Source organism: uncultured Roseovarius sp., from assembly GCF_947489715.1.
GTDB lineage: Bacteria > Pseudomonadota > Alphaproteobacteria > Rhodobacterales > Rhodobacteraceae > Roseovarius.
The window spans coordinates 253,376-276,846 of sequence record NZ_CANLER010000002.1; the positions used below are offsets into that span (position 1 = coordinate 253,376).

Consider the following 23,471-nt stretch of genomic DNA (forward strand, 5'->3'; position numbering starts at 1 on the left):
ACGCCGGACAACGAGAGATCAAGCGCGCCGAAGGCGCTCCATTTGAAAGCCCTGTTTCCCACCCTCTGATTTGGCTACACTAAACCCGCCAAGACCTCCGCATGGGACCATCTGATGCCCGCCCTTTGCCGCGATTGCCTGACACAGTTTGACACCGGCCCACGCTGCCCGTCCTGCCGCAGCCCCCGGATCAAATCGCATGCGGAACTGTTTGATCTTTCCATTGCCCACATGGATTGCGACGCGTTCTATGCCAGCGTCGAAAAGCGCGACAATCCCGATCTGGCTTCGAAACCCCTGATCATCGGCGGTGGGCGGCGCGGCGTCGTCTCAACCGCCTGCTATATCGCCCGCATTCGTGGCGTCCGTTCAGCCATGCCCATGTTTCAGGCCTTGAAACTTTGCCCCGAAGCGGTCGTGCTTAAACCCCGAATGGAACTCTATGCCGAAACCTCCCGCGCGATCCGCCAGATGATGAACGAACTGACCCCCTCAATCGAACCGCTGTCTCTGGACGAGGCCTTTCTGGACCTCACCGGCACCCGACGTCTGCACGGTGTCCCGCCCGCTGTCATGCTGGCCCGACTGGTCCAGCGCATGAAGACCGAACTGGGTCTCACCGGCTCCATCGGGCTGTCGCATAACAAATTCCTCGCCAAGGTTGCCTCGGACCTCGACAAACCCCACGGGTTTTCCGTGATCGGTAAGGCAGAGACAGGTGACTTTCTGCGCGACAAACCCGTCAGCCTGATCTGGGGCGTCGGTCAGGCCACGCGCACCTCCCTCGACAAGGCCGGCATCCGCACCTTCGCTGATCTGCTCAGATGGGACCGCGAGGAACTGATCGCGCGTTTTGGCTCGATGGGCGACCGGCTCTGGCATTTGGCGCGGGGTCAGGATCGACGCCGGATATCGGCCAACACCCCGGTCAAATCCATCTCAAGCGAGACCACCTTTTTCGAAGACACCGCCAATGATCATATTCTTGACGGTCATATCTGGCGGCTGTCCGAAAAAGTGTCAGACCGCGCCAAGGCCAAACAAATCGCGGGCCGGGTAGTGACGCTAAAGCTCAAACGTGCTGATCGTTCGCTGATCACCCGGCGTCTGGCCCTGCGAGACCCGACCCAGATGGCCGATACGATCTACCGCACCGCCCGCAACCTGATGGATCAGGTCGACGGGAAAGCGCCCTACCGGCTGCTTGGTGTCGGCATTTCCGATCTGATCCCCGAGGACGGCGCCGACCGATCCGGCGATCTGCTGGACCCCGAAGCCAGCAAACGCAGCCAGGCGGAAAAGGCGACCGACAGTATCCGGCGAAAATTTGGCCGCGACGCGATCGTCAAGGGCCGCTCGCTCAGATAGGAAGGCCTTATTCCGCCGCCAGCGATTGCTCCGCAGGGCGACCGATTTCGGCAATATCGGCAATCACACCGGCAAGCAGATCGCGGAAGCTCGCGAAATTGGAATTCGGTCGGATCATCTGTTCGTTCATGTAAAGCGCGCGGTCAATCTCGACCTGGATCGCATGACGTCCGCGCAATGGGCGGCCATAATGCTGAGTGATATAGGCCCCGGCAAAGGGCGTATTGCGCGTCACCACCAATCCGGCATCCCGGAATGCTTGTTCGACCCGATCAACGATAGCCTCATCGGCAGCGGCCCCGAAACGATCGCCCAACACGATCTCAGGACGGCGGATACCTGACCGGGCCACCGAATCCATCGCCTCGTGCGGCATCGAATGGCAATCAATCAGAATCGCCTGACCGAACATCAGATGCGCCTGATCCAGCTGGGTCTGCAAAGCCTCGTGATAGGGCCGCCAATAGGTCTCGATCCGTGCTTCGGCTTCGGCCATGCTGATCTTGCCGGAATAGATCGCCTTGCCGTTGGCCACCACCCGCGGCACGACGCCCAGACCAGAGGCCACGCGCGGGTTATGTCCCAGGCGCGGCGCCCCCTCGATCAGGGCCGGATCCAGCTCCTCGGCGCTGCGGTTCAGATCGACAAAGGCACGCGGCGCGCCAGCCTTGAGAAACGGCGCCCCGAATTTCGGTGCCCGGTCAAACAGTTGATCGACAAACGCATCCTCGGAACTGCGCACCGTATGTTCGTTCAGATTGATCCGCCGGATGAAACTCCACGGATAATCGCGCCCGCTATGGGGCGACGCGAACACCACACTGGTCGTGCGCCGCTCGGGGTGGATCAACTGATAGGCAACCTTGGGCATCTTTTCTCCTGCTGCCGATGATAATAGACCTAATTTGGCATTCTAAAAGCCCTTGATCCCCGTCCCGACTCCTTTTATAGACACGGCTCACCGGCGCGGATTTCCGCGCCCCTATTTATTGGGGGCAACTGAGGCGCAGGTAAAACGGGCGATTAGCTCAGCGGTAGAGCACTTCGTTGACATCGAAGGGGTCACAAGTTCGATCCTTGTATCGCCCACCATATTCACTGCTTCGCTCCGGCGGGGCACCCGACAACCCCAGGCGCTGGCCCGCGCCGCGACATAAAGGAGAGGACCATGAAGGTTCGTAACTCGCTTCGCTCGCTGAAGAACCGGCACCGTGATTGCCGCGTCGTGCGCCGCAAAGGCCGCGTCTACGTGATCAACAAGACCCAGCGCCGGTTCAAAGCCCGCCAAGGCTAAACCAGCACCACGTTTTGTGGTCGACCGATAACCCCGCCCGAACCGGCGGGGTTTTTCTTTTGCAGGCGATGCGCCGTATCACCCAAGACACCGCTGCAAGATCGCGCATCCCTTGGTGATTTCCTCTTCATCACTGGACGCGAACCCGACAAGCATTCCCTTTCTCGGAGAGGCCCCGCTTCTGTAGTAATAAGATAGCTGTTCGACCCCCAGGTTCCTGTCATTGCAGCGCGCGATGATCTGATCGTCATCCACGGTCTGATCCCTGAAATAGCACATATTGTAGAACCCTGCGGAAAATGCCGGCGGCTCGAACCGGTCGGCAAAATCCCGACGCAGAATGTCCAACAGATGCTCTTGTCGCCGGGCATAGATGCGGCGGGTCTTGTGCAGGTGGCGCGAATAATGGCCGTCGGCAATGAAATGGGCCAGTATTTGCTCGGTAATCTGCGGCGTGGCGCGATAGCGAACCTGAATCAGCCGCCGGCAACGCGCCGCAAGCTGTCGCGGCATGATCATGTAACCGACCCGCAGCGTCTGTAGCAGCGACATGCTGAACGCGCCGATATAAATCACGCGGTCACTCCGGTCCATGGCCTTGAGCGGCGGGATCGGGCGGCCCTCGTACCGAAACTCGCTGCCCAGATCATCTTCGACGATCACGGCGTTGTTTTCAGACGCCCAGTTCAGCATCTCAAGCTTGCGTTTGGCGGGCATCGTGATGGCCAGCGGTTGCTGTTTGGCGGCTGTCACAAAAGCCAGCTTGATCCGCCTTCCGGGCAGTGACGATGGGTTCGCACCATTCTCATCCACGGGCATCTGAAGAACGTTGCAGCCATGCGATCTGAAGGTTGAATAGATCGCCTGCATCCCGGGTTCCTCGAATGCCACCGTATCGCCGGGATCCAGCAATAGCTCCGTCAGCAGATTGACCGCATGATGCGCACCCAGGGTCGTCACGACCTCTTCGGGATCGCATCGGATGCCCCGGCTCACCGCAATCTGACTGGCGATCTGCTGCTCCAGCAAAGACGGCGCATCCCCATCGCGATACCACATCACATGCGAATCCACCTTTGAAAACAAATCCTTGGTCAGCTTCGCCCAGATTTGGAAAGGGAACAGTCGATGATCCGGGGCGGACATATGCAGGTATTTTGAGGTCTTGTTGGAAACCCGCGAATCCCGCCAGCTCAGATTTCGCGCATGTTTCGACAACATCGCGTCACCGCTCCAGGTGTCCTTGGGCGGCGCACTCTGCGATCCCGAATGGTCCCCGATGTTGAGGATGGTCTCGACATAGGTCCCGCTGCCCTCGATCGGTCTCAGGTAACCTTCGGCGGTCAACTGATCCAGCGCCGTGACCACGGTGAACCGCGACACGCTCAGATGCTGGGACAACGCCCGTGACGATGGCATGCGCGCGCCGCCGCGCAGGCTGCCCGATAAAATCATCTCGCGCAAATTCACATATATCTGGCGATGCATCGGAATGCCGCTCTGGGGGTCGATCACCAGCCCTTCGATAAATGCACCGTCTTTGGGCCTTGCCATCTGGCACCCTTATCTCGTTGTCACCGGATCACGATAAGTGGACTGGTCATTTTTATCAATTGTGGCCATGTTTCCGGTACACTTTTATCCGCTAACATCGCTCTCAACGAACAACCGGGTTGCAGCTAAACACCGACACAGCAATGCCAGCCCGCCTTTAGGGAGATTTCGATGTCACAGAAAACCAAAGACATATCGCGCCGCGGCTTCTTGCAGCGCAGCGGGGCCGCCGGGCTTGTGGTCACCGCGTCCGGGCTGGTGCTGCCACAGGCTACGCTGGCCGACACGCCCAACAAGGGTGGTCATTTCGTGCTGGGTCTCAAAGGCGGCGAAAGCACCGACACGCTTGACCCTGCCATCAACCTTGGCAGTGCCAGCTCCTATGCACTCTATGCCTTTGGGGATTACCTGATCGAGATTGACCCGGATGGCGGCCTTGTGCCCGCCCTTGCCGAAAGCTGGGAGGCCGCGGAGGGCGGCAAGGTCTGGCATTTCACCATCCGGCAGGGGGTCGAATTCCACAACGGCAAGACCCTGACCGCCGAAGATGTGGTCAAGACGCTTCAGCGTCATTCCAACGAAGATTCGCAATCCGGTGCGCTTGGGATCATGCGCGGCATCGAAACGATCACCGCAGACGGCAATACCGTGTCGATGACCCTGGGCACTGCCAACGCCGACCTGCCCTACCTGATGACCGATTATCACCTTGTGATTCAGCCGGATGGCGGCATGGACAACCCCGCCGCGGGCATTGGCACCGGCCCTTACAAGCTGACCAGCGAAGAACCCGGCGTGCGCTACACCTTCGAAAAGTTCGCCAATCATTGGAACGATCAGGTGGGCCATTTCGACAGCCATGAAATCATCGTGATCAATGACGACACCGCCCGCGCCGCAGCCCTGCAATCGGGACAGGTGCATGCGATCGACAAGGTGCCGCCCCGGGTGGCCGACCTGATCGGTCGCGCGCCGGATGTGGCTGTGGGCGTCACCCCGGGCCGGGGCCACTACATCTTTGTCATGCACACTGACACGCCGCCCTTCGACAACAAGGATCTGCGGCTGGCGCTGAAATACGCCATCAACCGGCAGGAACTGGTCGACACAATCCTCAATGGCTATGGCGCGATCGGCAATGACATCCCGATCAACGATGCCTATCCCCTCTTTGACGACAGCCTGCCCCAGCGCGACTTCTCGCTGGAAAAAGCGGCAGAGCATTACCAGAAATCCGGCCATGACGGATCGCCCATCGTGTTGCAGGTCTCCGATGCCGCCTTCCCCGGCGCGATTGATGCGGCACAGCTCTTCCAGCAAACCGCCAACGCCGCCGGCATCCCGCTTGAGGTCAAGCGCGAGCCCGCCGATGGCTACTGGTCCGAGGTCTGGAACAACCAGCCCTTCTGCGCCTCTTTCTGGGGCGGGCGACCAGTGCAGGACCAGATGTGGTCAACCGGTTACCTGTCGACCGCCGACTGGAACGATACAAGGTTCAAGAACGCCGAATTCGACGCCCTCCTGCTCGAAGCCCGGGCTGAGCTTGACCCCGCCCGCCGCAAGGATCTTTATGCCCAGATGGCCCGGATCGTCTGGGAGGAAGGTGGACTGATCAATCCGATGTTCAACAATTTCATCGACGGCTATTCCGAAAAGCTGGGCGGCTGGACCCGGCATTACAGCCAGATGATGAACGGCTTTGCGGCCAAGCTGACCTGGCTCGCCTGAAGAAAGACGGCTGATGCATCCCATGCTGAAACTCCTGATCCAGCGCCTGTCGCTGGGTCTGATGTTGCTGGTGGCCTCGACGGTGCTGATCTTTGTTGGCACCTCGATCCTGCCGGGAGACGTGGCGCAGGCCATCCTCGGTCAGTCAGCAACGCCCGAAGCATTGGAAAACCTGCGACAGGAAATGGGTCTGAACGATCCGGCCCTGACGCGCTACTTCAGCTGGGTCGGCGGCATTCTGCATGGCGATCTGGGCACTGCCTTGACCAACGGCGCCGACATTTCCGCCTCGATTGCACGGCGGCTTGGGAACACGCTATTTCTCGCCTTCTGGGCGGCGATCATCTCGGTGCCGCTGGCGATCACGCTGGGTATTCTCTCGGTTCGGTTCCGCAACCGCTGGCCCGACAAGCTGATCTCGGCTGTGACCCTCGCCACGATTTCGCTGCCGGAATTCATCATCGGCTATTTCGTCATGTTCCTCATTGCGGTCAAACTGCGGTGGGTGCCCTCGGTCTCGCTGATCAATGACGGGATGAGCCTTGCGGAAAAGCTCAACGCCATCGCCCTGCCCGTCATCGTGCTTGTCTTCGTAGTCCTCGCTCACATGATGCGCATGACCCGCGCCGCGATCCTGAACGTGATGGAATCCGCCTATATCGAAACCGCCGAGCTCAAGGGCCTCACCGGCGCGCAGGTCATTGTCGGCCACGCCCTGCCCAATGCCATCGCCCCCATCGTCAACGTGGTGATGCTCAACCTCGCATATCTGGTTGTCGGCGTCGTCGTGGTCGAGGTGGTCTTTGTCTACCCCGGCATGGGGCAGTACCTGGTCGATCACGTCTCGAAACGCGATGTGCCGGTGGTGCAGGCTGCAGGACTGATCTTTGCCAGCGTCTACATCCTGCTCAACACCGCGGCTGATCTCATTGCCATCGTCAGCAATCCGCGGCTGAGGCATCCAAAATGATCCGCACGCTTCGCAAGATACCCGCCAGCGCGCTCATCGGCCTGACCATCACAGCGCTCTATTTCGTCATAGCCGTGTTCGCGCCGCTGATCGCCCCCTACGGGCTGGGCGAAGTCGTCGGCAAGGTGTGGGAACCCGCCTCGGAAAAATTCTGGCTTGGCACCGACAATATCGGCCGTGACCTGCTGACCCGGATGATCTATGGCGGGCGCACAACGATCTTCATCGCCACGGCAGCAACGATCCTGTCTTTCACCGTGGGCTCGGTGCTGGCCTTCATGGCGGTGGTGATCGGCGGCTGGTTCGACGTGCTGATGTCACGCTTTGTCGATCTGATCATGGCCATTCCCGGCCTGATCTTCGCACTGGTGATCCTGTCGGTCGTGCCCGCCTCAATCACCGTCCTGATCATGGTCATGGCATTTCTCGACGCCACCCGCGTCTACCGTCTCAGCCGGTCCGTGGCCGAAAGCATCTATGTCATGGACTATATCGAAGTCGCCAAGCTGCGCGGCGAAAAGACCGGCTGGATCGTGACGCGTGAAATCCTGCCCAACGCGCTCAGCCCGCTGGTCTCGGAACTGGGGCTGCGCTTCATCTTCATGGTGCTCTATCTTTCAACGCTGTCGTTCCTTGGCCTCGGCATCCAGCCGCCATCGACCGATTGGGGCGCCATCGTCAAGGAAAACAGCGACGGGCTGGTCTACGGTATCCCCGCCGCGCTGGCCCCGGCCATCGCCATCGCCACACTGGCCATTTCGGTCAACCTGGTGGCCGACTGGGTGCTGTCGCTGACCACCAGCCTGAAAGGGGGCCGGCAATGAAACCACCCCTCCTGCTGGAAGCCAAAGGCCTGAAAATCGGCGCAACGATCAGACAGCCGGGTGAAAAGCCACGCCAGATCGAGATCGTGCACGGCGTCGATTTCACCCTCGAAAAGGGCAAGGTGCTGGGCCTGATTGGCGAATCCGGGGCCGGGAAATCCACCATCGGCCTGGCCACGATGGACTACGGGCGCGGCCCGGTCCGGATCACCGGCGGCGACGTGCTGGTCAAGGGCGCCAATATCCGCCGGATTTCCCATGATGCACTACGGGCGCTGCGCGGCAAGGTCGTCACTTACGTCTCGCAATCCGCCGCCGCCTCGTTCAACCCGGCCCGCAAGCTGATGCACCAGGTGACCGAGGCGTGCCTGCGCCACAACATCTGCTCGCAGTTCGAGGCCGAGGCCCGCGCCGTCGCACTTTTCAAAAAGCTCAGCCTGCCGGACCCCGAAACCATCGGCGACCGCTACCCGCATCAGGTGTCGGGCGGGCAGTTGCAACGGGTGATGACCGCGATGGCGCTTTGCCCCGAACCCGATCTCGTGGTGTTTGACGAACCCACCACCGCGCTGGATGTGACCACCCAGATCGACGTTCTGGCCGCGATCAAAGAGGCGATTGCCGATACCGGCGTCGGCGCGCTCTATATCACTCACGATCTGGCCGTGGTCGCGCAGGTTTCAGATCACATCATGGTGCTGCGCGATGGCCATATGGTCGAATACGGCACGACCCGGCAGATCATCGACGACCCGCAACAGGATTATACCCGTGCGCTGGTCTCCGAACGCTCGGACCTTGCACAGGAAAAGTCCCCCAAGGGTGATCCGGTCCTGTCGCTAAACGGGATCAGCGGCACCTATCCGGGCGTCAAATTCGACATCCTCAAAAACGTCAGCATGGACATCCTGCCCGGACAGACGCTGGCCGTGGTGGGTGAAAGCGGCTCGGGCAAATCCACCACCGCGCGCGCCATCACCGGATTGATGCCACCGCATACCGGCGAGATTCTGTTTGAGGGGCAGCCTTTGCCGCCACGCCTCAAAGACCGCAGCAAGGATCAGCTGCGCGAGTTGCAGATGATCCACCAGATGGCCGATGTGGCCATGAACCCGCGTCAGACCATCGCCACCATCATTGGCCGCCCGCTCGAATTCTACTTCGGCATGAAGGGTGCCGCGAAACGCCAGCGCATCGTTGAGCTTCTGAACGAGATCGAGCTGGGCGAAGAGTTCCTGACCCGCTATCCTGCCGAACTGTCCGGCGGTCAGAAACAACGCGTCTGCATTGCCCGCTGCCTTGCCGCCAAGCCGAAACTCATCATCTGTGACGAGGTCACGTCGGCGCTTGATCCGCTGGTCGCCGCAGGCATTCTGCGGCTGCTGCTCGACCTGCAGGCGCGCGAAGGTGTCAGCTATCTTTTCATTACCCATGATCTGGCCACCGTCCGGGACATCGCCGATTCCATTGCCGTGATGCTGAATGGCGAGGTGGTCCGCTATGGCACCAAATCCGAGGTGCTGACTCCGCCCTTTGACGACTACACCGATCTTCTCCTGTCCTCGGTGCCGGAAATGCGGCCCGGCTGGCTTGAGGACGCAATCAAGAACCGCCGCATGGAGGCTGCCGGATACTGATGGATACGAAACTTCTCCTGCTCATTATCGACGGGGTGCCCTGGCGCAACTGGCGCAGCCTTTTCGGCAATCTCGAAGGCTGGGTCGATACGGGCGAGGCGCAGGTCTGGAAGATACGCGCGCCGCTGCCCTCCACGTCGGCCTCCTGTTACGCTTCCATCCATACGGGCGTGGTTCCCGCCACTCACGGAAGTACCGGAAACCACGATGTGTTCCGGATCGCCATGCCCGATATTTTCTCCGAGATCCGCAAGGCCGGTGGCACAACCGGTGCCGTCACCCATTCCTACTGGTCCGAGTTCTTTAACCGCGCGCCTTTCGATCCGGTGCGCGATATCGAATATGACGAACCCGACAGCGACAGTATCAACCACGGTCGGTTTCACACGATGGAAGGCTACTGGCACGCCAACCAGATGACCCCCAGCGATGCGGATCTCTTTGCCACGCTGACCATGCTGACCGAACGGTTCGGGATCAATTACGGCATCCTGCATACCTGCACCCTCGACAGCATGGGGCACCGTTTCAAACATGATTGTCCGGAAATGGATGGCTCCTGTTTTGCCCTCGATGCACAGCTCGCCCCCTATATCAGGCGCTGGCGCGATGCCGGGTACGAGATCATCGTGACCGCCGATCACGGCCAGTCCGATCGTGGCCATCACGGCGGCAGGGGCGAGGATCAGCAGGATGCCGCACTCTACTATTTCGGCCCGGCCAAAGGCCCCGATCCCGACACGCTTCTGCACCTCACGCAGATCGCGCCCACCGTCCTCAGCCGCCTTGGCGCACCGGTCCCCGACACAATGAAAGAACCGGTGTTTCTTACGTAACCCTGCGCTGCCGGGGATGCCTGCGACACAGGCGTGCATCGGGCAGCATCCAGTATCTCCCTGACGCAAAGTTTCGCGTCACTCGGGCGGCGTCACGTCAAACGCCGCCCCCTTTTTTTGCCTTATCAGATATGCGCATTGGCGGTTTCGCCGCACGCCCTGTTAACGGGCGACTTTACCGCTGCAAATACCGACGTAATACCGACGTTATACCGACACGATACAGCCCCCGGTTTTGCCTTGTTAACCAGGGGCTTGGCACCGATTCGGCGCACAACCCGTCAGATCACCGCCCGGAACAGTCCCTTGAGGTTGTCCAGCGTCAGTTCCACAGGGTTGCCGCCGCAGCTTGGGTCTTCCAACGCCATCGCGCTCAGCTCGTCGATCCGGTCGTCACCGACACCCATTTCCCGCAGCTTGCGCGGGATACCAAGACTGTCATTGAACGCCTGCACGAACTCTCGGAACCCGTCGAACCCGCCGGTAATTCCCAGATAGGGCGCAGCCAGATCAAACCGGTCCTTGATCACTGGCGCATTCATCTCCAGCACCGCGGGCATGCAGACCGCATTGGTGGTGCCGTGATGGGTATTGTAGACCGCACCGATGGGGTGGCTCAGCGCGTGAATGGCCCCCAAGCCTTTCTGAAACGCCGTCGCCCCCATCGCCGCCGCGCTCATCATGTTGGCCCGCGCCTCAATGTCAGTGCCATCGGCATAGGCGCGCGGCAGATTGTCGATCACCAGCCGCATGCCTTCCAGCGCAATCCCCTGGCTCATCGGGTGGTAATGGGGGCTGGAAAACGCCTCAACACAATGGGCGAACGCATCCAATCCCGTGCCCGCCGTGATGAACTTGGGCATGCCCACAGTCAGCTCCGGATCACAGATCACGACCGAGGGTAACACCTTGGGATGAAAGATGATTTTCTTCACATGGCTCTCGGAATTGGTGATCACGCTGGCGCGTCCCACCTCCGATCCGGTGCCCGCGGTGGTAGGCACGGCCACAATGGGTGCGATGGCGTCGGCATCCGCCCGGGTCCACCAGTCGCCAACGTCTTCGAAATCCCAGACGGGCCGTGACTGCCCGGCCATGAAGGCAACCATCTTGCCCAGATCAAGCCCGGAACCACCGCCAAAGGCGACCACCCCGTCATGGCCTCCGGCCTTGTAGGCCGCGACCCCGGCATCAAGGTTCTTTTCGTTCGGGTTCGGATCGACATCGCTGAACATGCCCCGGCCCAGCCCGGCGGCCTCCATGATGTCCAGCGTGGCGTGCGTGACCGGCAGATCGGCCAGGCCCTTGTCGGTCACCAGCAGGGGTTTCCTGATACCCGCCGCCGCGCAGGCGTCGGGCAATTCCTTGATCCGGCCAGCGCCGAATTTCATCGCGGTCGGGTAGGACCAGTTTCCTGTCAGGCTCATGATGTCACCTTTTTCAAATGATAGGATTTGGGGCGTGTCAGATTGTGATAGCCGATGACCGACAAACCGCCGCCCCGGCCGGTATCCTTGCAGCCGGTCCAGCACAGGCCCGGGTCAAGATAATCGGCCCGGTTCATGAAAACGGTGCCGGTCTCAACCCGGTCACCCACCCGCGCCGCCCGGTCCACATCACCGGTCCAGAGGCTGGCGGTCAGACCGAAATTACTGTCGTTCATCAAGGCGATAGCCTCGTCATCATCCTTGACCGGCATGATGCCCACGACAGGCCCAAAGCTCTCGTCACGCATCACCCGCATGTCATGGGTCACGCCTGTCAGAATCTGCGGCGTCAGATAGGCCGCGCCATCATCCTCGGGCATGGTTTCGATATGCGCCTTGGCGCCATCGGCCAGCGCCTCGTCGATTTGCGCCCGCACTTCCTGCGCAAACCTCACATTCGCCATCGGCCCGATCGACGTGTCCTTGTCCAGCGGATTGCCCAGCTTATAGCCGCTCACAATTGCCACGGCCTTTTCGACAAAAGTGTCAAACAGGCTTTCATGCACGTATATCCGCTCGATCCCGCAGCAGCACTGGCCCGAGTTGAACATCGCCCCGTCGATCAACGTGTCCACCGCCGCATCCAGATCGGCATCCTCCATCACATAGCCCGGATCCTTGCCGCCCAGCTCGGTGCCGACCCCGGTGAAAGTGCCCGCCGCCGCGCGTTCCATCGCCTTGCCGCCGCCCACCGATCCGGTGAAGTTGACGAAATCGAACGCCCGGCGCGCAATCAATTCAGACGTGGTGTCATGATCCAGAAACACGTTCTGAAACACGTTCTCGGGCACGCCTGCCGCGTGGAAGGCTTTCGCCATCCGCTCCCCCACCAACAGGGTCTGCGTGGCATGTTTCAACACCACCGCACTGCCCGCGATCAGGGCAGGTGCCACGGTATTGATCGCCGTCATATACGGGTAATTCCAAGGCGCCACCACGAACACCACACCATGCGGCACCCGTTTGATATACCGTCTGAACGTCTCGTCCTCGCCCACCTCGATATCGGCCAGAGAGGTCTCGGCGATCTTGGCCATATGGCTCGCACGCTCGTTGAAGCCGCCGAATTCGCCACCATAACGAATGGGACGGCCCATCATCCGGGCCAGTTCCGGCACGATGTCATCATTCATCTCACCCACGGCGGCAACGCCGGCCATGACCAGATCAATCCGCTCCTGCAAAGGCCGCGCCGCCCAATCCACCTGCGCCGCGCGGGCCGCCTTGGCCACCGCCATTGCCGCCTCGCGCGACAGCACATCGCGCTCGGCAAAAACCGATCCATCAATCGGCGAGATACACCTGAGTGTCGTCATCTGATCCTCATCTGTTTCGGGCATTCGCGCCCTTCTTATTGGCCAAAATACTCAAGCCCGCTCAAACCCGCGCGCCACCTCGTAATCCGTCACCACGCGGTCAAAATCCTCGATCTCGACCTCGGCGGCACGGACATAGTGATCCACCACGTCATCGCCCATCGCCGCCCGCAACATGGCCGACCCCTTCAGCGTGACCATCGCATCGCGAAGGGTCTGCGGAATCATACCGCTCTCGCCCTCATAGGCGTCTCCAGAAAACGGGGGATCCAGCTCCAATTTCTCTTCGATACCGGCAATCCCGGCGGCAATCTGCGCGGCCATCGCCAGATAGGGGTTCAGATCCGACCCACCCACGCGGCATTCAACCCGCACCGCCTTGGTGCCGTCGCCGCACAGCCGGAAACCCGCCGTGCGGTTATCGACCGACCAGATCGTGCGCGTCGGCGCAAAGGTGCCCTTCTGGAAGCGTTTATAACTGTTGATATAAGGCGCCAGGAAATAGGTGAAATCAGGTGCGTATTTGAGCAAACCGGCCATGTAAGTTTTCATTAACGCCGACATGCCAAGTTTGTCTTCAGCATCAAAAAACGCAGGTACACCGTTTTGCCACAGCGACTGATGCACATGGGATGAACTGCCCACCTTGTCATGATGCCATTTCGGCAGGAAAGTCACCGCATGACCCTGCTGAAATGCGATCTCCTTGACCGCATGCTTGGCGATGGTGTGATAATCCGCCGTGTCCAGGGCAGCAGCATATTTGATGTTCAGCTCTTCCTGCCCGGTTTCAGCCTCGCCCTTTGAATTCTCAACAGGGATGCCAGCATTCCACAGATGATTGCGGATGGGCCGCATCACGTGCTCTTCCTTGGTGGTCTGCAAAATGGCGTAATCTTCGTTGTACCCACTGATCGGCTCCAGATCGCGGAACTTCTCCTTACGGATCTCGTCAAAGCTCTTCTCGAACAGGAAAAACTCCAACTCGGTCGCCATCATTGCGTCATAGCCCATCGCCTCAAGCCGCTTGATTTGTTTTTTCAGCACCGCGCGGGGGGAATGGGGCACGTCCTTGTGGGTGTAATGATCCAGAACGTCGCACAGCACCATAACGGTGCCCTCCAGCCACGGAACCGAACGCAATGTGCCGAGGTCCGGTTTCATCACATAGTCGCCATACCCCGATTGCCAACTGGTCGAGGCATAGCCATCAGGCGTCGCCATCTCCAGATCGGTGGCCAGCAGGTAGTTGCAGCAATGGGTCTCTTCCCAGGCGCCAGCAATGAAATGCCCGGCGTGAAACCGTTTTCCCATCAACCGGCCCTGCATATCGACGAGACACGCCAATACGGTATCAATTTCGCCCGAGGCGGTTTGTGCTTTCAGATCTTCGAAACTCAGGCTCATTCTAACAATCCGTTCTGTCGGGTTTCAAATGATGTCCGGCCCCGGGCAATGCCGGGACCGGAAAATGATATCAGGTCACTTCAGCCGTTTGTGTAGGGCGGTCCGGCCTGGTTGATGACCGAGTTGTATTCGCTGAAAATGTTGATGATTTTCTGTTGAATCTCACCCTCCTCGGCGATCTCCTTCCAGAAATCCTTCGCAGCATTCTCGACTTCGGCCCATTCCTCGGCGGGTACGGTGCGCAGTTCAAGCTTGTCGCCATTGGCACGCAGATTCGCTTCACCCCCCCAGTACCACTGGTTGCGATAGGTGTGCCCTGCCTCAGTCGCCGACATAACCAGTTGCTTAAGGTGATCCGGCAGATCGGCCCAGCGTTGCTGGTTGACGAACCACGATCCGATCCACGCGCCCGAGATATTGTTGGTCAGGAAGTAGTCGGTTACCTCGGCCCAGCCAACGGTATAATCCTCGGTGATACCTGACCACGCCATACCGTCCAGCTCGCCGGTCTGTACGGCAACCTCTGCATCCTCGTAAGGAATATTGACCGGCACCACGCCAAATTTGGCCAGGAAACGACCCGCCGTCGGGAAGGAATAAAGCTTGAGGCCATCCAGATCGGCCACCGACGTGATTTCTTTCTTGGTGTTGAAGTTGCACGGGTCCTGGCCAGCGGCGGAAATCCACTGGACGCCGACCTTCTCGTACTCAGCCCGCCAGATATCGGCCAACCCATACTGGTTAAAGAGGACCGGCACATCGAGGATATGCTTGGTCGCAAACGGGAAATAGCCCCCGAACTGACGCAGTGGCGTGGGTGACGCCATTGAATCGTCGTCCGAATGCACCGCGTCGATGGTGCCCCGCTGAAGCGCCTGGAAAAGCTCTCCGGTGGGTACGATCTGGTCCGCGTAAAACAGCTCGATCTCCATCTCGCCATTGGCGGCGTCGTTGACATAATCGACCATCGGTTTGGTCACATGCTCACCCAGGGCAGCACCGGCATAGGTCTGGAAACGCCATTTAATCGGCGCCTGGGCTTTCACGATCGCCGGTGAGGCCAGCGTTGCCGCGGCACCGACACCAGCGGTTGTCAGAAACTTTCTTCTAGTCGTCATCGTTTTCTCTCCTGTTGTTTGCTCGACAATTGTTGCTCCGTTGCTGGAGTTCTCAAAAATTCCTATTTTCCATAGACATAATCCGGCAGCCACAGCGCCACTTGCGGGAACATCATGACCACCGCCAGCGCAAAGGTCATCACCAGCACAAAGGGAATGATCGACCGGTAGATGTCATGGATCGATATTTCTGGTGGCGCCATGGCCCGCATCAGAAAGAGGTTATAGCCGAAGGGCGGCGTCATATAGGCAATCTGGCAGGTGATCGTGTAAAGAACGCCATACCAGACCAGATCGAAGCCAAGCGCGCCAACAAGCGGAACGTACAGCGGGGCGACAATAACCAGCATCGCCGTATCGTCCAGAAATGTGCCCATCACGATAAAGCTAAGCTGCATCAGAATGAGGATCATGATGGGCGAGAGGCCCATCTTTTCGGTAAAGAGGCTCTCGATCGCCTTGACCGCGCCCAAACCGTCAAAAACCGCGCCGAAAGCAAGTGCTGCCAGGATGATCCACATGAACATGCATGAAATGCCCAGCGTGTTACGCACACTGGTCTCGAATACCTTGCGGGTCATGCGACCTTTCAAGATCGCCGCAACAAAGGCAGCCATTGCCCCAATGGCCGAGCTTTCAACCAGCGAGGTCCAGCCTTTGACAAACGGCACCATCATCGAGAAAAAGATCACCAGTGGCAGCAGCCCGGCACCCAGCAAGCGCAGTTTTTCGGGCCACCCCACGTTGCGTTCTTCGGGTGGCAGAACGGGGCCCAGCGACGGAGTGATTTTGCAGCGCACGGCGATATAGATGATGAACATCGCCGCCATCATCAGCCCCGGAAGCACGCCGGCAAGCCAGAGCTGGCCGACAGGTTGGCGTGCAATCATCGCGTAAAGCACCAGCACGACAGAGGGTGGCACAAGGATACCAAGGGACGATCCAGCCTGTATGACCCCGGTCACCATACGCTTGTCATACCCACGCTTCAGAAGCTCGGGCAGCGCGATCGTGGCACCGATGGCCATACCAGCAACACTCAGGCCGTTCATCGCTGAAATCAGCACCATCAGCCCGATCGTTCCGATCGCCAACCCGCCAGACAGTCCGCCCATCCAGACATGGAACATCTTGTAAAGATCATCGGCGATCCGGCTTTCGCTCAGGATATAGCCCATGAAAATGAACATTGGCAGGGTCAGCAGCGGATACCATTTCATCAACTTGATCGCAGCCGCAAACCCAAGGTCATATCCGCCCCGATCGCCCCAGAGCAGCAGGGCCGCCACAACAGCCACAAAACCAATGGCGCCGAACACGCGCTGCCCGGTCAGCAGCATCAGCATCATGGTCGAGAACATCAACAGGGCAATCAACTCATACGACATCAGATTTCATGCCCCCGGATGCGCAGGATATCTTTGCAAAGTTCAGAAATCGCCTGAAGCAGCATCAGGAAGATACCAATGACCATGATCAGCTTGATCGGCCACAGATAAGGTCGCCAGGCCGAGGCGCTGCGCTCCATATGCCCCAATTCAGCCGCGGCTGCTTCTGGTCCGCCGGTCATGAATGCACCAACGAGCGACGCGAAAAAGCCAAAAGGCTCGCCAGAGAAGTCACCTAGCGAATAGGCGGTTGAACTGATCCCGCCCCACAGCAGAATGATCAGATAGAAGATCAGGAAAAACACCGTCATGGCATCGACCCATGCACGCCGATGATCACTCCACGAGCCATAAAAAAGGTCCATCCGCACATTCGATCCAAGCTGGATCGAATACGGCCCGCCCAGCATATAATAGACAACCATGCAGAATTGAGCCATTTCCAGCGTCCACAGCGTTGGAACAAAGAAGGTTTTGGAAACTGACGACCACAACAAGACGCCGATCATGGCAAAGACGCCATACATGATCACCCGTCCGATAAACCGGTTCATCGCATCTATGCTGCGGATATAACCCAGGAACAATTTACGCACGCCCGGCCCCTTCCAGCGACAGCGCCTTGAGCGCGGGGGTGAACAGCGTCAGTAATTCTTCCGCCATTTTCCGTTCATCGTCAGGCGTGTTCAGCAAATCGTTGCGCACTTCCAACATCACATTGGCAAGACCATGAGATTGCCCGTGAATCTTCAGCGAATGCGTTACTCCGTCAGCGGGGCCATAGGGTTCGTTCCTTTCGATCCGGCGGTGCGGCAACAGATGCGCATTGGCCAGCATCGCGTCCGCAAGGCGCGCGTCCTCATCGTGCAGAATTCCGATCTCGACCGCGCGCGCCTGATCAAAATAGACCGGTGTGAAACTGTGCATCGTGATCAGAATTGTGGGTCGACCCGCCGCTATCCGCCCAGCGATAACACCCTGCACCGCATCGCAAAACGGACGGTAGGCTGTGGCAACGCGCTCCTCACGGTCAGCGGGTGACAGATTGCGATTCCCGGGAATTTCAAACTTCTCGGATATCTCGGGTATAGCTCCCTCTGCCTCGGGCGGGCGATTACAATCATAGACCAGCCGCGAGACACAAGACGCCACCACCGGCGCATCCAAAGCCGCCGACATCAATAACGCAACCGATCGCGCGCCGGGATCCCAGGCGGCATGGCTGGAACGCGCCTGCGCCTCAAGACCCAACCCGTCATAGCGCGCCGGGATATGGTTTGAAGCGTGCTCGCACAGGATCAGCGCCGCACCCGCACCATGCGGGTTCAACACTTCGACCGCTTGTGATGAATCGGTGGCAACGCCGCCAGACATCCCGAACTCCCCCATGAATTGGAAATATCTTTTCGCAACACAGATTATGTGTCAATATATTTTCAGAGATTTTTCGCGCTTGAAGAAATATTTACAGAAGCGCAGCAATCCGAATGCGAAGACGCCATAGATGGGGAATGCCCTTGACCAACCCGACCGCCACCGTGCGCGATCTGATCCGCGAGCATTACGCCACGCTTACCCAATCCGAGCGTAAGTTCGCGAATTCCTTACTGGAAAACTACCCGGCGGGGGGTCTGGCCTCGATCACCATCGTTGCGGAAAACGCGGGTGTTTCGACACCAACCGTCGCGCGCATGGTGCAGAAACTGGGCTTCAAGGGCTACCCGCATTTCCATAAATCTCTTTTGAAAGAGCTGCAGGCCAAAGTCTCGGGTCCGACTCAGCGGCGCGAAAACTGGGTCAGCGACGCGCCGGAGTCGCATTTGCTGAACAGATTTTCCCAAGCCGTCACACAAAATCTCAGTCAGACATTCTCGAACGTGGAAACCGATCGCTTTGACGCGGCTGTGCGTCAGTTGGCCAATACCGATGGACGGCTTTACGTGGTCGGCGGCCGGATCACTCGCGCCCTTGCCGATTATGCCTTTACCCATTTTCAGGCAATCCGACAGCGGGTGACGCATATGACGTCCTCATCCGCCACCTGGCCACATTACGTGCTGGATATGGTCGAAGGCGATACCCTGCTGATGTTCGATGTCCGCCGATACGAAACCAACCTACAAAACCTTGCCAAGCTTGCGGCCGAACGCGGTGTGACCATCATACTGATCACCGATCAATGGGCCTCTCCAGTGACGGCCCACGCCAGTTTCACGTTCAATTGCTGGGTCGAAATCCCTTCGGCCTGGGATTCGAACATTTCCACCATGATGCTGCTTGAAGCGTTGATCGCCGCAACACAGGAAGAAAAATGGCCAGAAACACGCGACCGGTATGAACGCCTGGATGAGCTTTTCGATCTGACCCGATTGTTCCGCAAATTTACCTAAACGGTTGCCCTTGGCCTATTATTGCGGTGCCGTCGTTGTGCCGACCATGTCATTCAGCCACAGGCGCCCGGCATTCACCGTATCTACATAGGTCGACATCACCCCGGCAAGTGCGGGCACTTTCTCGGCGATCATCGGCCCCAGAAGATAGAGAACCACCAAGATCAGTACCAACAGCACCGCACGCATAAAGCCACGATTGAAACCGCTTTTGCGCGCCACCGCGACATCACCCGATGCTGCATCACCTGTCGCATGATCCGCCTCGGCGCGGGCACTTTCTGAATCAAGGGATGAATTGATTTCGTCGATATCAGGCAGCAGATTACGTCGCGAGATCAGGCCCGGATCGGGTTCGGGTTCGTCACCATCGTCGCCATCATCTTCGGGCAATCCGCGCAGACGCGCCATACGTGACTTGGCCTGCTGTGAGCGTTGATCGGTTTCGTCAGATCGCTCTTCCAGCCCCAGATCAGGCTGAGTTTCCAAACCGCCGCTGTCTTCATTGGCGCGCGCTTCCTGCTCTCGCGCGGCTTCTTCACGCAAGACATCGGCAATCGAAGGATCAAGCCCGCGTCTTTGGGGACGAGGTTCTTCTTCCTCAATGCCTTCGTTCGCTGTCTCTTCTTCGGCAAATTCCGGCGCTTCATAGGATTGAGGTTCGTCATCCTCAAGTTGAGGCTCTTCATCGCTGTCCTCTAGGTCAGGGTCAGCGGCGTCCTCAGAATATTGCTGGGGCTCGTGATCAAATGCGGATTCATCATCTGCCTCAGGCTCCTCTTCCTGGGTTTCTTCCGGTGCGAACTCTTCCTCTTCCGAAGCAAATTCATCTTCTTCCGGTGCAAAATCCGGCTCAGCCTCTTCCTCGGGGCTGTCCCACCCAGGATGCGGTGCCTCGGCCTCTTGTGGTTCTTCAGAGGGTTGGTGATCAGGATGATGCTGAAACCATGTATCGCCGCAATTCGAACATTGCACATCGCGGCCCGTTTCTGGGATCACCTCGTCCGGGACTTCATACTGTGCCCCGCAATTCGGACAAGTCAGCCTCATGTTGCCACCTGTTGCCTGCCGCCGTTGTCCGGCCAAATTCATTGGCGCTACCTTATGCCGGAAAATCACGCCGGAAAAGGACAAAGAAATTCGGCTTTGTAATGATTGCACAAGTGTGTCCTCTAAGGCATTTAGGGCGTAATAAGCGCAAGGGGGCAGCCGTGATCGAGCTGGAAAACGTAGCCTACAGCTATGGCGGAGGCGAGTTGCTGAGTGACATATCGCTCAATCTACAGGCAGGATCGTTTCATTTTCTGACCGGGCCTTCGGGGGCCGGCAAGACCACATTGATGAAGCTGTGCTATGGTGCGCTGCTGCCAACATCCGGCGAAGTGCGGTTGTTTGACCGCGATCTGCGCACATTAGAACGCGACGACATCGCAATGACGCGCCGCCGGGTGGGCGTGGTACATCAGGATTGCCAGTTTCTCGATCACCTGTCGGTTTCCGAAAATATTTCGTTACCGCTGATGGTTTCTGGCCGCGACGTGCAAGGCGAGGCTGCAAATCTGAAAGAGCTGACAAGCTGGGTTGGCCTGACTGACCGCGCCTCCGCCCTTCCTGCTGAACTTTCCGGCGGTGAACGTCAGCGCGCCGCGCTGGCCCGGGCTGTCATCATGTCACCCGATGTGATCCTGGCGGACGAACCTACGGGCAATGTCGATTGGGACATGTCACAACGCCTGCTGAAACTGCTGCTGGAACTTAATCGAATGGGCAAAACGATCATGATCGCCACGCATGATCTGGCGCTTGTACGAGCCGCCAAATCGCAGGTTCAGGCCCGTGTATTGAGAATTTCAGGCGGACAATTGCAATTGGCGGGGGCCGATTTATGATCAGCAAGTCCCGCAAGATCATCGAGCTTCTTGCTGGTGATGCCCAGGCTGACAAGGTCGTGCCTCCCACCGGTTTCACCGCATCGCTCACGCTTTTCAGTTCAGCTGCCATGGCCTTTCTGGCGGTCTTTGCACTTGCTCTGTCTCTGGCCACCGGGCGATTGGCCGACCGCTGGGGCGACGAGTTGGCCCGCAGCTCGACCTTACGCATTTCGGCGCCATCCGATCAGATGGCAGCTCAGACCGCAGCCGCATTGAACGTGCTGAACACCACCAAGGGCGTGGCAACCGCGCGTGCCCTGGATGACGCCGAACAACGTGCGCTGCTTGAACCCTGGTTTGGTCCTGACCTGCCGGTAGAAACGCTACCGATCCCGCAGCTGATCGAAGTGATCGAAGACACCGGGGGGTTTGACGCCGACGGATTGCGCCTGCGCCTTGCGGCCGAAGTACCCGGCGCGGTGTTGGATGATCACACCCGCTGGCGGCGCCCGCTGATCCACGCCGCGACCCGGCTGCGCCTTCTGGGGTGGGTCTCGCTCGCGTTGATCGGCACGGCCACTGCCGCGATGATTACGCTCGCCGCAAACGCCGCGCTGGCGGCGAACACGCAGGTCATTGCCGTTCTGCGTCTGGTCGGTGCTCGCGATACCTATATCGCTCGTGCCTTCGTGCGCCGATTTACGTTGCGGGCGCTTGTCGGGGCGGCGTTTGGCGTGGTCCTGGGAACGGCGGCCATTCTCCTTCTACCCTCCGCAGACACAGGCGGTGGCTTTCTGACGGGCCTGGGCTTTCGCGGGCAACATTGGCTCTGGCCGCTGGTCATCCCCCCACTGGCTGCTATCGTAGCCTTCATCGCCACCCGTGCAGCTGCCCGCAGAACGCTGAAGGATCTGACATGAGCTACGCCCTGCAATGGATACGCTCATTGCTATTCAGCCTTTTGGCTTATGTGATGATGGTTTTCCTTGGCATCGTATTCTTTCCTTGGGCGATCGTCAGCCGGCGCGGGGCGCTCGCCGGGTGCCATGCCTGGTGCCGGTGGATTCGCTGGAGCGCCCGCTGGATGGTCGGGTTGCACACAGAAGTGCGCGGCACGCCCCCTACCGACGAGGTGATGATTGCCGCCAAACACCAGTCGTTCCTGGATATAATCTTGATCTTCGGCGCAATACCGGCCGGAAAATTCATCATGAAACGAGAGTTGATGTTTGCGCCGGTCATTGGTCAATATGCCTTAAAAATCGGCTGCGTGCCGGTCAATCGCGGCCAGCGCGGCAAGGCGATCAAGAAGATGGTCGCAGATGTCGCGAAAGGTGCACAACATCCGGGCCAGTTGATTATCTACCCGCAGGGCACGCGCATCGCGCCAGGCATCAAGGCGTCCTACAAAGTGGGCACGGGTGTGCTCTATGAACAGCTTGGGCAGGATTGCGTACCCGTGGCTGCCAACGTCGGTGTTTTCTGGCCCAGGCGCGGCATTTACCGAAAGCCCGGTCTGGCCGTGGTTGAATTTCTGCCGCGGATCAAAGCCGGGCTCAGCAAGGCAGCCTTCATGGAAAGGCTTGAGGATGAGGTCGAAACGGCCTCGAACAGATTGATGCGCGAAGCGGGGTTTGATCCGAATGCAATGGATTGATGATATCACGGCGCTTGAGGCGCTTTATGGCGACCCTGCTGAAATGTCGTTGCGCAAGGTCGCATACCGGCTGACACCGCTTTATCGAAAATGGATCATGACTTCGCGCTTTTGCGTGCTTAGCACGATTGGTCCAAATGGCACCGACGGAAGCCCGCGCGGCGACGATGGCCCGGTGGCAACCGAACTGGACGATCAAACCTTGGCCATACCCGATTGGCGCGGCAATAACAGACTGGATTCCCTGCGAAATATCGTTGAGGACGGGCGCGTATCGCTGATGTTCATGGTGCCCGGGTCGAACACCGTCGTGCGGGTCAACGGCACCGCGAAACTGACCATTGACGAAACGTTGCGTACCCGGTTCGAACGCAAGGGCCGCCTGCCCGCAACCGTGATCGTGATCGCCATTGCCGAGATTTATACCCAATGCGCCCGCGCACCTGTGCGAGCGGGTCTCTGGACCCGCGACGACAGCACAGACCTGCCGTCAGTGGGCGAAATTCTGGCGGAAATGACCGATGGTGAAGAAGGCGGAATAGCCTATGACTCAGCCTGGAGTGCCCGCGCCGCCAAGACCCTATGGTAGGCATCTCACCCACCATTTCTGACCCGATTGCCATCAG

At 59.1% G+C, this 23,471-nt stretch carries 22 protein-coding genes and 1 tRNA gene; 13 read left to right on the forward strand and 10 right to left on the reverse strand.

Annotated elements, in window-relative coordinates; genetic code table 11:
* Nucleotides 1-114: 114 nt before the first annotated feature.
* Nucleotides 115-1,368 carry a DNA polymerase IV gene (locus Q1B27_RS06865; protein ID WP_299845618.1) on the forward strand — a complete coding sequence of 418 codons (1,254 nt, stop codon included), beginning with the start codon at nucleotides 115-117 and terminating at the stop codon, nucleotides 1,366-1,368.
* A gap of 7 nt (nucleotides 1,369-1,375) precedes the next feature.
* On the opposite strand, the gene Q1B27_RS06870 is transcribed toward Q1B27_RS06865, so the two are convergent.
* Nucleotides 1,376-2,239 (reverse strand): N-formylglutamate amidohydrolase, encoded by an 864-nt coding sequence (locus Q1B27_RS06870; protein ID WP_299845621.1) that lies wholly within the window; start codon nucleotides 2,237-2,239, stop codon nucleotides 1,376-1,378.
* 146 nt (nucleotides 2,240-2,385) lie between these two features.
* Here Q1B27_RS06870 and Q1B27_RS06875 point away from each other — a divergent pair.
* Nucleotides 2,386-2,460 (forward strand) — tRNA-Val (locus Q1B27_RS06875).
* 76 nt (nucleotides 2,461-2,536) lie between these two features.
* Nucleotides 2,537-2,662 (forward strand): type B 50S ribosomal protein L36, encoded by a 126-nt coding sequence (gene ykgO, locus Q1B27_RS06880; RefSeq protein ID WP_005850168.1) that lies wholly within the window; start codon nucleotides 2,537-2,539, stop codon nucleotides 2,660-2,662.
* A gap of 78 nt (nucleotides 2,663-2,740) precedes the next feature.
* On the opposite strand, the gene Q1B27_RS06885 is transcribed toward ykgO, so the two are convergent.
* Nucleotides 2,741-4,216 carry a PLP-dependent aminotransferase family protein gene (locus Q1B27_RS06885; RefSeq protein WP_299845625.1) on the reverse strand — a complete coding sequence of 492 codons (1,476 nt, stop codon included), beginning with the start codon at nucleotides 4,214-4,216 and terminating at the stop codon, nucleotides 2,741-2,743.
* A 171-nt stretch (nucleotides 4,217-4,387) separates the two neighbouring features.
* Between Q1B27_RS06885 and Q1B27_RS06890 the strand changes: the two genes are divergently transcribed.
* Genes Q1B27_RS06890 through Q1B27_RS06910 form a run of 5 tightly spaced genes read left to right on the forward strand, consistent with a single transcriptional unit; the run spans nucleotide 4,388 to nucleotide 10,211 of the window.
* Nucleotides 4,388-5,944: an ABC transporter substrate-binding protein gene (locus Q1B27_RS06890; RefSeq protein ID WP_299845628.1), complete on the forward strand. Its 1,557-nt coding sequence runs from the start codon at nucleotides 4,388-4,390 to the stop codon at nucleotides 5,942-5,944.
* 13 nt (nucleotides 5,945-5,957) lie between these two features.
* Nucleotides 5,958-6,914: an ABC transporter permease gene (locus tag Q1B27_RS06895; protein ID WP_299845631.1), complete on the forward strand. Its 957-nt coding sequence runs from the start codon at nucleotides 5,958-5,960 to the stop codon at nucleotides 6,912-6,914.
* On the forward strand, nucleotides 6,911-7,738 hold the full coding sequence (locus tag Q1B27_RS06900; RefSeq protein WP_299845633.1) for an ABC transporter permease: 828 nt from the start codon (nucleotides 6,911-6,913) through the stop codon (nucleotides 7,736-7,738). The genes Q1B27_RS06895 and Q1B27_RS06900 overlap by 4 nt, the downstream gene beginning before the upstream one ends.
* Nucleotides 7,735-9,375 (forward strand): ABC transporter ATP-binding protein, encoded by a 1,641-nt coding sequence (locus tag Q1B27_RS06905; protein ID WP_299845635.1) that lies wholly within the window; start codon nucleotides 7,735-7,737, stop codon nucleotides 9,373-9,375. The genes Q1B27_RS06900 and Q1B27_RS06905 overlap by 4 nt, the downstream gene beginning before the upstream one ends.
* Nucleotides 9,375-10,211, forward strand: coding sequence for an alkaline phosphatase family protein (locus Q1B27_RS06910; RefSeq protein WP_299845638.1), 837 nt, complete (start codon nucleotides 9,375-9,377; stop codon nucleotides 10,209-10,211). The genes Q1B27_RS06905 and Q1B27_RS06910 overlap by 1 nt, the downstream gene beginning before the upstream one ends.
* A 281-nt stretch (nucleotides 10,212-10,492) precedes the next feature.
* Here the strand turns inward: Q1B27_RS06910 and Q1B27_RS06915 are convergent, their stop codons facing one another.
* The 7 genes from Q1B27_RS06915 to Q1B27_RS06945 form a co-directional block, all read right to left on the reverse strand.
* Nucleotides 10,493-11,638: an iron-containing alcohol dehydrogenase gene (locus tag Q1B27_RS06915; RefSeq protein ID WP_299845641.1), complete on the reverse strand. Its 1,146-nt coding sequence runs from the start codon at nucleotides 11,636-11,638 to the stop codon at nucleotides 10,493-10,495.
* Nucleotides 11,635-13,038, reverse strand: a complete 1,404-nt coding sequence (locus Q1B27_RS06920; protein WP_299845644.1) for an aldehyde dehydrogenase family protein — start codon at nucleotides 13,036-13,038, stop codon at nucleotides 11,635-11,637. Before Q1B27_RS06920 ends, Q1B27_RS06915 begins: the two co-directional genes overlap by 4 nt.
* Before the next feature lie 27 nt (nucleotides 13,039-13,065).
* Nucleotides 13,066-14,421, reverse strand: a complete 1,356-nt coding sequence (locus Q1B27_RS06925; RefSeq protein ID WP_299845647.1) for a glutamine synthetase family protein — start codon at nucleotides 14,419-14,421, stop codon at nucleotides 13,066-13,068.
* An 80-nt stretch (nucleotides 14,422-14,501) separates the two neighbouring features.
* On the reverse strand, nucleotides 14,502-15,539 hold the full coding sequence (locus Q1B27_RS06930) for a TRAP transporter substrate-binding protein (RefSeq protein ID WP_299845649.1): 1,038 nt from the start codon (nucleotides 15,537-15,539) through the stop codon (nucleotides 14,502-14,504).
* A 62-nt stretch (nucleotides 15,540-15,601) separates the two neighbouring features.
* Nucleotides 15,602-16,927 carry a TRAP transporter large permease subunit gene (locus tag Q1B27_RS06935; protein WP_299845651.1) on the reverse strand — a complete coding sequence of 442 codons (1,326 nt, stop codon included), beginning with the start codon at nucleotides 16,925-16,927 and terminating at the stop codon, nucleotides 15,602-15,604.
* On the reverse strand, nucleotides 16,927-17,481 hold the full coding sequence (locus tag Q1B27_RS06940; protein WP_299846821.1) for a TRAP transporter small permease subunit: 555 nt from the start codon (nucleotides 17,479-17,481) through the stop codon (nucleotides 16,927-16,929). The genes Q1B27_RS06935 and Q1B27_RS06940 overlap by 1 nt, the downstream gene beginning before the upstream one ends.
* A 34-nt stretch (nucleotides 17,482-17,515) precedes the next feature.
* Nucleotides 17,516-18,301 (reverse strand): N-formylglutamate amidohydrolase, encoded by a 786-nt coding sequence (locus Q1B27_RS06945; RefSeq protein ID WP_299845653.1) that lies wholly within the window; start codon nucleotides 18,299-18,301, stop codon nucleotides 17,516-17,518.
* A 143-nt stretch (nucleotides 18,302-18,444) separates the two neighbouring features.
* Between Q1B27_RS06945 and Q1B27_RS06950 the strand changes: the two genes are divergently transcribed.
* The gene (locus Q1B27_RS06950; protein WP_299845656.1) at nucleotides 18,445-19,317 is read left to right on the forward strand and encodes a MurR/RpiR family transcriptional regulator; all 873 of its coding nucleotides are present in this window, start codon (nucleotides 18,445-18,447) and stop codon (nucleotides 19,315-19,317) included.
* An 18-nt stretch (nucleotides 19,318-19,335) separates the two neighbouring features.
* On the opposite strand, the gene Q1B27_RS06955 is transcribed toward Q1B27_RS06950, so the two are convergent.
* Nucleotides 19,336-20,367 (reverse strand): zinc-ribbon domain-containing protein, encoded by a 1,032-nt coding sequence (locus Q1B27_RS06955; protein ID WP_299845659.1) that lies wholly within the window; start codon nucleotides 20,365-20,367, stop codon nucleotides 19,336-19,338.
* A gap of 161 nt (nucleotides 20,368-20,528) precedes the next feature.
* On the opposite strand from Q1B27_RS06955, the gene Q1B27_RS06960 reads away from it, so the two are divergent.
* From Q1B27_RS06960 to Q1B27_RS06975, 4 genes are read left to right on the forward strand one after another with little or no spacing between them, the layout of a single operon-like run.
* Nucleotides 20,529-21,206: a cell division ATP-binding protein FtsE gene (locus Q1B27_RS06960; protein ID WP_299845662.1), complete on the forward strand. Its 678-nt coding sequence runs from the start codon at nucleotides 20,529-20,531 to the stop codon at nucleotides 21,204-21,206.
* Nucleotides 21,203-22,108 (forward strand): FtsX-like permease family protein, encoded by a 906-nt coding sequence (locus tag Q1B27_RS06965; protein WP_299845664.1) that lies wholly within the window; start codon nucleotides 21,203-21,205, stop codon nucleotides 22,106-22,108. The genes Q1B27_RS06960 and Q1B27_RS06965 overlap by 4 nt, the downstream gene beginning before the upstream one ends.
* Nucleotides 22,105-22,845 (forward strand): 1-acyl-sn-glycerol-3-phosphate acyltransferase, encoded by a 741-nt coding sequence (locus Q1B27_RS06970; protein ID WP_299845667.1) that lies wholly within the window; start codon nucleotides 22,105-22,107, stop codon nucleotides 22,843-22,845. Before Q1B27_RS06965 ends, Q1B27_RS06970 begins: the two co-directional genes overlap by 4 nt.
* Entirely contained in the window at nucleotides 22,832-23,434 is a 603-nt protein-coding gene (locus tag Q1B27_RS06975; RefSeq protein WP_299845670.1) for a pyridoxamine 5'-phosphate oxidase family protein, read from the forward strand. The genes Q1B27_RS06970 and Q1B27_RS06975 overlap by 14 nt, the downstream gene beginning before the upstream one ends.
* Nucleotides 23,435-23,471: the final 37 nt, after the last annotated feature.

What these genes read in the sequence shown, in the direction of transcription:
- ykgO (WP_005850168.1), top strand. Translation starts at nt 2,537, where the DNA reads ATGAAGGTTCGTAACTCGCTTCGCTCGCTGAAGAACCGGCACCGTGAT.
- Q1B27_RS06935 (WP_299845651.1), bottom strand. Translation starts at nt 16,927, where the DNA reads ATGTCGTATGAGTTGATTGCCCTGTTGATGTTCTCGACCATGATGCTG.
- Q1B27_RS06865 (WP_299845618.1), top strand. Translation starts at nt 115, where the DNA reads ATGCCCGCCCTTTGCCGCGATTGCCTGACACAGTTTGACACCGGCCCA.
- Q1B27_RS06890 (WP_299845628.1), top strand. Translation starts at nt 4,388, where the DNA reads ATGTCACAGAAAACCAAAGACATATCGCGCCGCGGCTTCTTGCAGCGC.
- Q1B27_RS06940 (WP_299846821.1), bottom strand. Translation starts at nt 17,481, where the DNA reads ATGAACCGGTTTATCGGACGGGTGATCATGTATGGCGTCTTTGCCATG.
- Q1B27_RS06885 (WP_299845625.1), bottom strand. Translation starts at nt 4,216, where the DNA reads ATGGCAAGGCCCAAAGACGGTGCATTTATCGAAGGGCTGGTGATCGAC.
- Q1B27_RS06930 (WP_299845649.1), bottom strand. Translation starts at nt 15,539, where the DNA reads ATGACGACTAGAAGAAAGTTTCTGACAACCGCTGGTGTCGGTGCCGCG.
- Q1B27_RS06970 (WP_299845667.1), top strand. Translation starts at nt 22,105, where the DNA reads ATGAGCTACGCCCTGCAATGGATACGCTCATTGCTATTCAGCCTTTTG.
- Q1B27_RS06915 (WP_299845641.1), bottom strand. Translation starts at nt 11,638, where the DNA reads ATGAGCCTGACAGGAAACTGGTCCTACCCGACCGCGATGAAATTCGGC.
- Q1B27_RS06870 (WP_299845621.1), bottom strand. Translation starts at nt 2,239, where the DNA reads ATGCCCAAGGTTGCCTATCAGTTGATCCACCCCGAGCGGCGCACGACC.
- Q1B27_RS06920 (WP_299845644.1), bottom strand. Translation starts at nt 13,038, where the DNA reads ATGCCCGAAACAGATGAGGATCAGATGACGACACTCAGGTGTATCTCG.
- Q1B27_RS06955 (WP_299845659.1), bottom strand. Translation starts at nt 20,367, where the DNA reads ATGAGGCTGACTTGTCCGAATTGCGGGGCACAGTATGAAGTCCCGGAC.
- Q1B27_RS06975 (WP_299845670.1), top strand. Translation starts at nt 22,832, where the DNA reads ATGCAATGGATTGATGATATCACGGCGCTTGAGGCGCTTTATGGCGAC.
- Q1B27_RS06965 (WP_299845664.1), top strand. Translation starts at nt 21,203, where the DNA reads ATGATCAGCAAGTCCCGCAAGATCATCGAGCTTCTTGCTGGTGATGCC.
- Q1B27_RS06925 (WP_299845647.1), bottom strand. Translation starts at nt 14,421, where the DNA reads ATGAGCCTGAGTTTCGAAGATCTGAAAGCACAAACCGCCTCGGGCGAA.
- Q1B27_RS06905 (WP_299845635.1), top strand. Translation starts at nt 7,735, where the DNA reads ATGAAACCACCCCTCCTGCTGGAAGCCAAAGGCCTGAAAATCGGCGCA.
- Q1B27_RS06895 (WP_299845631.1), top strand. Translation starts at nt 5,958, where the DNA reads ATGCATCCCATGCTGAAACTCCTGATCCAGCGCCTGTCGCTGGGTCTG.
- Q1B27_RS06910 (WP_299845638.1), top strand. Translation starts at nt 9,375, where the DNA reads ATGGATACGAAACTTCTCCTGCTCATTATCGACGGGGTGCCCTGGCGC.
- Q1B27_RS06900 (WP_299845633.1), top strand. Translation starts at nt 6,911, where the DNA reads ATGATCCGCACGCTTCGCAAGATACCCGCCAGCGCGCTCATCGGCCTG.
- Q1B27_RS06945 (WP_299845653.1), bottom strand. Translation starts at nt 18,301, where the DNA reads ATGTCTGGCGGCGTTGCCACCGATTCATCACAAGCGGTCGAAGTGTTG.